This is a genomic window from Desulfotomaculum sp., assembly GCA_003513005.1.
Taxonomy (GTDB): Bacteria; Bacillota; Desulfotomaculia; order Desulfotomaculales; family Nap2-2B; genus 46-80.
The window spans coordinates 1-7,050 of sequence record DOTD01000061.1 but is presented as its reverse complement, the minus strand read 5'-3'; the positions used below and the strand labels follow the sequence as shown (position 1 = coordinate 7,050).

General features: G+C 50.4%; 6 protein-coding genes. 3 read left to right on the top strand and 3 right to left on the bottom strand.

What is annotated here, in order from left to right; genetic code table 11:
* Nucleotides 1-65: 65 nt before the first annotated feature.
* Nucleotides 66-377, top strand: coding sequence for a hypothetical protein (locus DEH07_07485; protein ID HBY04367.1), 312 nt, complete (start codon nucleotides 66-68; stop codon nucleotides 375-377).
* A gap of 7 nt (nucleotides 378-384) precedes the next feature.
* Here the strand turns inward: DEH07_07485 and DEH07_07480 are convergent, their stop codons facing one another.
* The 3 genes from DEH07_07480 to DEH07_07470 all read right to left on the bottom strand — a co-directional run bounded on the left by DEH07_07480 (nucleotide 385) and on the right by DEH07_07470 (nucleotide 2,804).
* On the bottom strand, nucleotides 385-750 hold the full coding sequence (locus DEH07_07480; GenBank protein HBY04366.1) for a hypothetical protein: 366 nt from the start codon (nucleotides 748-750) through the stop codon (nucleotides 385-387).
* A 253-nt stretch (nucleotides 751-1,003) separates the two neighbouring features.
* Complete coding sequence (locus DEH07_07475) at nucleotides 1,004-1,468, bottom strand: hypothetical protein (protein ID HBY04365.1); 465 nt, start codon at nucleotides 1,466-1,468, stop codon at nucleotides 1,004-1,006.
* Between the two features lies 1 nt (nucleotide 1,469).
* Nucleotides 1,470-2,804 carry a bifunctional folylpolyglutamate synthase/dihydrofolate synthase gene (locus DEH07_07470; GenBank protein ID HBY04364.1) on the bottom strand — a complete coding sequence of 445 codons (1,335 nt, stop codon included), beginning with the start codon at nucleotides 2,802-2,804 and terminating at the stop codon, nucleotides 1,470-1,472.
* Between the two features lie 490 nt (nucleotides 2,805-3,294).
* Between DEH07_07470 and DEH07_07465 the strand changes: the two genes are divergently transcribed.
* Together DEH07_07465 and DEH07_07460 are read left to right on the top strand one after the other, a co-directional pair.
* Complete coding sequence (locus DEH07_07465; GenBank protein HBY04363.1) at nucleotides 3,295-5,472, top strand: hypothetical protein; 2,178 nt, start codon at nucleotides 3,295-3,297, stop codon at nucleotides 5,470-5,472.
* Nucleotides 5,450-6,475 carry a 2-hydroxyglutaryl-CoA dehydratase gene (locus DEH07_07460; protein HBY04362.1) on the top strand — a complete coding sequence of 342 codons (1,026 nt, stop codon included), beginning with the start codon at nucleotides 5,450-5,452 and terminating at the stop codon, nucleotides 6,473-6,475. The genes DEH07_07465 and DEH07_07460 overlap by 23 nt, the downstream gene beginning before the upstream one ends.
* The last annotated feature ends 575 nt before the right edge of the window (nucleotides 6,476-7,050 follow it).

Here is a 7,050-nt window from a genome sequence, read left to right as displayed (position 1 = left end):
GGGAACTCGATCATACCTTAACCAAGGTTTAATATGCTTTCCGATGCTTAAAGCCCGATCTGGGTATGCGTCCTATTCACCCCCAGCTAGCCGATCGCACCGAAGCCCATCTGTTTATATCTGTGCTGGCTTATCATTTACTTATTGGTATTGAGGCAGGTTTACGGGAACAAGGAGATACACGTCAATGGTCAACGATTAAAAAGATTCTTTGCACACACACCAGAAGTACAATAATTTTACATGGAGAGGAAAACAAGATTTACAGTATCCGGTTATCCAGCCAGCCGGAACCAGAGCAACGGGATATCTATAAGAAACTTGGGATCAAGGACCCTCTGAAAAACAAACATACGGTTTTGCACCGCAGAATGTAGTACCTAATTATTTCGATGGATCGAGGCTGCAAGGGGAGTTCGGGGTTTTGGAGGGGAAGGTTGGGTTAATCCTGTTTCTAAACTGCCAGCGCCAGTCCTGCCAGTCGTCCTCCGAGGCGCCCAAGAGGGCACTGATTTTTCTTTTTTGAAACTCGTACTTGTCGGCCGCGGTTGAACCAGTTGGAATATCGTCTTTTGCTTCCAGGTAATCAGCAATTCTTTTCCTCAATTCTTCAGCGCGCTCAAGGGATATCAGCTGGTTTCGCTCGGTTCCCTGATTGAAAAGAGCATTTTGGTTGAGGGCCATCTTTTCATTTCTCCTTTCTAAAATAGAAAACTCCGGAAGGAACCCATTTCCGGAGCAGCGTAACAATGAAAAGCTAACTCTCCCAAAAGATGAAGAAAGCATAATTTGGCAAAGCCAGTGTTTCCTCTGTCTACGCTTGCGAAGTTAGCTGACGGGTTCGGGTCGAGAGGTAATCCTACTCCTTCAATGAAGAAGATTCACCCCGGGAAAAATGGGTCCTCCGCTTCTTTTACCAAAGAATTCAGCGTTAATTAATTGTAAATCTGCTAAAATAATATCATGAAGTTAACATATTGTAAATATGAAAATTACTGAAGGATTAGTTACCCATAATCCTGACCGTCAGCTCCACCTCTACCGGCGCCCCCAGGGGAAGTTCTGTAATTCCTACCGCGCTGCGCACATGGCGCCCCGCCTCGCCAAAAAGCGCCAGCAGCAGCTCGGATGCTCCGTTTAAAACAAGGTGCTGCTCCTTGAAACCGTAGGCGCTGTTTATATACCCGGTAACCTTGATTACCCTTTCTATTCTGCTCAATTCTCCGATTACCGCTTTGACGGCGCCCAGACAGTTAAGGATGCAGGCCCTGGCTGCCTCGTAACCCTGTTCAACCCCAAGTTCGCGACCGAGCTTTCCTTTATAAAGCAAAGTTCCTTCTACAAAAGGAAGCTGCCCGGAAGTATAGACAAATTCACCGCTGAAGACCGCCGGCACGTAAGCCGCTACCGGAATTGGCACAGACGGGCAGATAAGACCCATTTCTTTCAACTTCTCTTCCGGTACCAAATTAAATCCTCCCTCTTAGATTAATTAAAACTTCCCTGGCGCCGGCAACCATATACAGGGACCCCGTAATACAGATGAGATCACCCGCGCCGGCCAGTTCAAAACTCTTTAACACGGCCTCTTTTACGTACTCAATTGCATAGACGCTGCCGGCATACCGGCTGGCCTCCTCAGCAACATAAAGCCAGTCGCCCGCCCTTGGACTGTCCGGCCTGGTAACAATCACCGCGCTGGCCCCGGAGGCAAGTTCCCCCACAACCAGGGAGCGCTGCTTATCCTGCAGAATCCCTATAACCAGGATTACTCCCCGCCCCGGAAAATAATCCTTTAAAGCCCTGCGTAATTCTTTAGCGCCTGCGTAATTATGGGCCCCGTCCAGAACAACCGGTGGGTCTGTGTGGAAGATCTCGAACCGGGCAGGCCATTTTACTTTGGATAGCCCCTGGAAGACTGCTTCCTTATTTATTGCATAGCCTTCCCGGGCAAGCAGTTCCACGGCAGCGACGGCTGCCGCGGCGTTGGCCAGCTGGTGCCTGCCCAGCAGGTTAAGACTCAGGTTGTTATAGTTATCCCGCAAACCGCGTATTAAAAAACGCTGTCCTTCCAGAGCGCCATTCCCGTCTGCGGACCAGAAGACGAACCCCTCCTGAGAAGGTTCTCCAGATCCTTCCTGTACTAAAATCAGTTGGGAATCCCTTCTGAGGCATTCGGCCCGGATTACATCCAGGGCTTCTCCCTCTTCCTGGGCGGTAACCGTTGGGACACCGTTTTTGATAATCCCCGCTTTTACTTCGGCGATCTCTTTTACGGTGTTGCCCAGCCTGTCCAGGTGATCTAGCGAAACGTTGGTGATTACCGAGACCAAAGGTTTGATGACATTGGTCGAATCGATTTTACCCCCAAGACCTACTTCCAGAATCAGAAAGTCAACACTTTCCTCGCAGAAGTACTGGAAAGCCAGGGCAGTGCAGACCTCGAACTCCGTCGGGCTTTCAAAGCCGTCCCCAATCATGTCTTCCAGATGGGGACGGATTAAATCAAGCAGCCCGGCCAGGCGTTGAGGAACAATTTCTTCCCCGTTGATGGTATACCTCTCGGTATAGGAGCTCAGGTGGGGAGATGAAAATGCGCCCACCCTGTAACCGGCTGCCTTCAGGATTGAAGAAACCATGGCCAGCGTCGAGCCTTTCCCGTTTGTTCCGCCAATGTGAACAACATTAAGGGCCAGGTGAGGATCTCCCAGCCTTCGCAGCAGCTCGGTAATCCGGTCAAGGCCCAGGTTGATGCCGAACCTGGTCAGGTTTTGCAGGTAGCCGACGGCCTGGTTGTAATCCATTTTAACTCCTTTAAACACAAGGGTAAACACAAGGGTAAACACAAGGGGACGGTTCTCATGTGTTTTAGTTCCTTAAATTATGCCTATTAGCTTTTATATTTAGAGGGGTCAGGCTTGACTTATTATAAAAATTGACTTAAAATTAACTTATCGGAAAAGCCCATTTTACTCCATCCTGATTAATATTCTAGGCCGCCATTGTCACAGTTCACTCAGGCGCTTAAGCAGGTTATTCGCTGTTAAAAATGCCGTGCCTTGCGGACAGTTTACTGAATACTTATCATTTCGACAGTCTATGCTAAAATCCTATGCGTAAGGATAGGCTTGCTGTAAAAATACTAACCTGGCCTGCCTTTGCCAATCCTAATAAGCGCTCTTCTTTTTTTTGTTTTTGTTGAAGAAAAATGATAAAAAAATCTAAAAAAGGGAAAAGTATATCCGAATTAGCACTCCCGCATATTGCTAAATAAAGGCAAAGAGGTGGCCATTCTTGGCTGTCAGGATAGGAATACCCAGAAGTCTGGCCTTTTATTATTTATACCCCTTTATGGAAGGTTTTTTGCGTGAACTGAGCGCAGAGGTGGTTTTGTCTTCGGCGACAGACGCAAGAATCCTTGACTCGATAACCTGTTGCCCTACCGATGAGCCCTGTGTTTCCACAAAGCTGTTATACGCACACACGAAAAATCTGCTCAACAAACAAGTGGATTTTATATTTATTCCGGTGCTTTCCAGCATCCAGCAGGACAGCTACTGCTGCCCTAAGCTAATCGGCGCCGCTTATATGGTCCAACACGGGCTGGAAATACCCCCTGAAAAAATCCTCGCTCCGGAATTCAACGAAAAAGAAAAGCCGGGCTGCTGGGAAAGGGATCTTTACTGGATCGGCGAACAACTCGGCAAAGGCAAACAAGCGGTCAGGCAGGCGATGCGCGCTGGCGAAGCCCTGCAGAAAGCTTTCCACCAGCTGACCGTCAGCGGCCTGACTACCCCCGAAGCCTTTTCCAAATTAACCGGCCTGCCTGTTAAAAACATGGTCTTTGACCCATCGGCGGAATTTGACCCCGGGCAGGTAATCGGCGTTATGGGCCACCCTTACATTCTTTACGACTATGTCGGCCATAATATCGTACCGCGCTTAAAAGAATACGGGCGGGTAATCACTCCGGAAATGGTTCCCGAAAAAGACGCTCTCGAGGAAGTAGGGACTATCTACGAGGGTGAAAAGATGTGGACCTATGAAAGCCTGCTCCTGGGGTCGGCGCTTCATCTGCTTCGCCGGCGGCTGGTCAGCAAGATGGTTTTTTTGGAGGCCTTCTCCTGTGGCCCCGCTTCGATAATTGAATCTTTTATTGAGGAAGAGGCCCAGAGCCAGGAAATTCCTTTTTTACTCCTCACCGTAGACGAGCATACCGGGGAGGCCGGGCTGATTACCCGGCTGGAAGCCTTCGTGGACACCGCCAGGGAAAAGAAGCAGGGCCGTAAAGTCCAACCCCTGCCTCCTTTTGTCCCCGGGGAAAGGTCGTGCAGGGCAAAAATAGGAACGCCCTCGGTTGGGTGGGCAGACAAGGCGCTGAAAACCATCCTTCAGGAGTGCAGCATGGAGATAGTGCCCACTCCGCTGGTGAACAGGAGGATAGTCGATCTGGGCAAGGAACTTGCCCCGGAATTCATCTGTTATCCCATGATTGCCACGCTGGGGCAGATCCGCGAATTGATTGAAAAAGGAGCAAACGAAGTTGTCATGGTGGGAGGGAAAGGACGCTGCCGCCTGGGCTGGTATGCCCAACTCCAGGAACTGCTGCTCAAGCGTAAAAAGTACGACTTCCAGATGACAATAATCGATTCACCCCTTCCCTTCCCAAAAAACTGGAACAGGTTCCGTGAGGCAGTAAAAAAGCTGACCGGAAATTCATCCTGGTTTAAGATAGCCCGGGCTATGAATTTCGGCTACCAAAAGATCCTCATCCTTGACGAGGCTGAAAAGCTGGTCAGGCGCAAGCAGGCTTATGAAAGCAGTCCCGGATCGGCATTGAAGGCGCAGAAGAAGCTGATCAGCCGGGTTTTGGCTGCTGACAGTTTAAAAGGAGTAAAAAAGGCGGAGCAGGATTTTTCCGAAGAGATAAGCGCAATTCCGGAAGAAAAAGTACGTGCTTTAAGGGTCAAGATTGTCGGGGAATTCTACACCGTCATCCAAAATTATGTCAACCAGAATGTGGAGGAATTTTTAGCCGCGTGCCCCGGTCCAAGGGTATACGTAGACCGCGAAATGACAGTCAGCAGGTGGTTTGACCTGCACGTCCTGCGGAAAAAGAAAGCTCTTTTGCAGCACCGGAAAGTGGTGGCTGCAGCCAGTCCCTACCTGCCCGTTTCCGTGGGCGGGCATGGTCAGGAAAGCATCGGCGAGGTTATTTTAGCGCGGGAGGAGGGCGCAGACGGGGTAATCCACCTGCTCCCCTTTACCTGTATGCCTGAAATCGTTTCCCAGAGCATACTGATCCCCCTGTGCGAAAAGCTGGATTTCCCCTTTCTTTCCCTGGTCGTCAGCGAGCAGACCGGAACGGCGGGCCTAGAGACAAGGCTGGAGGCCTTCCTGGAAGTTATGCTGGAGCGCTCGGAAAAAAAACCTAACGGAGGTGGTCGGGTTGGATTGTTTCCTGGGAATTGATGTTGGTAGCGTCAGTGCAAAACTTGCAGTTGTCAATATGGAAAAGGAACTTTTATTCCACACTTACGAGCGCACTTTCGGCGGCCCCATAGAAGCCCTGCAAAAGATATTTAAAAAACTCAACGGGGAACTGCCGGAGTCAGGCATAGAAGTGAGGGCGGCGGGTGCGACGGGCTCGGGACGCCACCTGGCCGGGGCGATGGTCTCGGCCGATATACTGAAAAACGAGATTACCGCTCATGCCGTGGCCGCCCGTGAAGTAGAGCCGCGGGTCAGGACGGTTATCGATATCGGCGGCCAGGATTCCAAGATTATTTTCCTGAAGGAAGGCGTTTCCACAGGCTTCAATATGAACAGCGTCTGCGCCGCGGGGACGGGTTCCTTCCTGGACCATCAGGCCACCCGCCTGAACATACCGATTGAAAATTTCGGTGAGATTGCCCTGACTTCGAAGAACCCTGTCAAAATTGCCGGACGCTGCGGAGTTTTTGCGGAATCCGACCTGATCAGCAAGCAGCAGATGGGCTACAGCAAGGAAGACCTGATTGCGGGACTGTGCGTTGCACTGGCGCGCAATTACCTGGCCAGTGTAGGCAGGGGCAAGAGCATCAACCCCATAGTGGTTTTCCAGGGGGGGGTTGCGGCAAACGTCGGGATGAGAGCGGCTTTCACCAAGCTTTTGGGAGTCCCTGTTGTGGTGCCGCCTTATTTTGAAGTTATGGGAGCGCTGGGAGTTGCGCTGCTGGCCCGCGAGCACTGGCTTAAAACCGGCTGGGAGAGCCGCTTCCGCGGCCAGCAGGCTATTGCAGAATTCAACTGTACACCGCGCAGTTTTATCTGCGGGGACTGCACGAACGATTGCGAAATCAGCGAGCTATACATCGACGGCAAACTTGGCGGCAGGTGGGGGAGCAGGTGCGGCAAGTGGGCCAACCTTACCCGCTCGTCGGAGATAAAGCAGGAAGAGCGCGAAAAAATTACCTTTCTCGATTATGTGTCCTAGCCGGACGAACAAGTAGGCAAGTAGGGACGGTTCTTGCTTGCCTTCCGCATATGACGCCGTTGTCACGGTTCGCTCAGGTGCTCCATGCCAACATTTTTCTATCAACTATAGAGAGCCGCTGGTTCCGCACCGCGGTCCCGTAACCGAAGCTTCACTGGGCGCTGCAGCGGCACTTAAGCAATATCGCTCACCTGTGAACAACGACGCCCTTTAAACCCTCGGGTTCAGTTAAACTCGTCGCTCACGCGCCTCAAACAGTTTCCTCGCTCGTCCTCATGTTCGCCTCATTCTTTGAATTAAGGCTAATCGCACTTAACCCAACTTTCCCCTCCCCAAGATCATAATTAGCCCAAAACACCCCTCTGGATAAATATGGGTTGGATATAAGCCGCACCATTACTGCATTCATGTATTCATAAACAGTCCAAAAACATCAAAATCACCACCAATGTAGTTCCCTAATATATTATGCCATTGACACAACAGTGTCTCTGGATTATAATAACAATATGCATATAGCCACTATTACTACAAAAAACAAAAAGACAGGATAAGTCTATATCAACCATAAACTT

Coding starts and splice junctions, on each gene's coding strand:
- DEH07_07485 (HBY04367.1), top strand. CDS start 66: ATGCGTCCTATTCACCCCCAGCTAGCCGATCGCACCGAAGCCCATCTG.
- DEH07_07470 (HBY04364.1), bottom strand. CDS start 2,804: ATGGATTACAACCAGGCCGTCGGCTACCTGCAAAACCTGACCAGGTTC.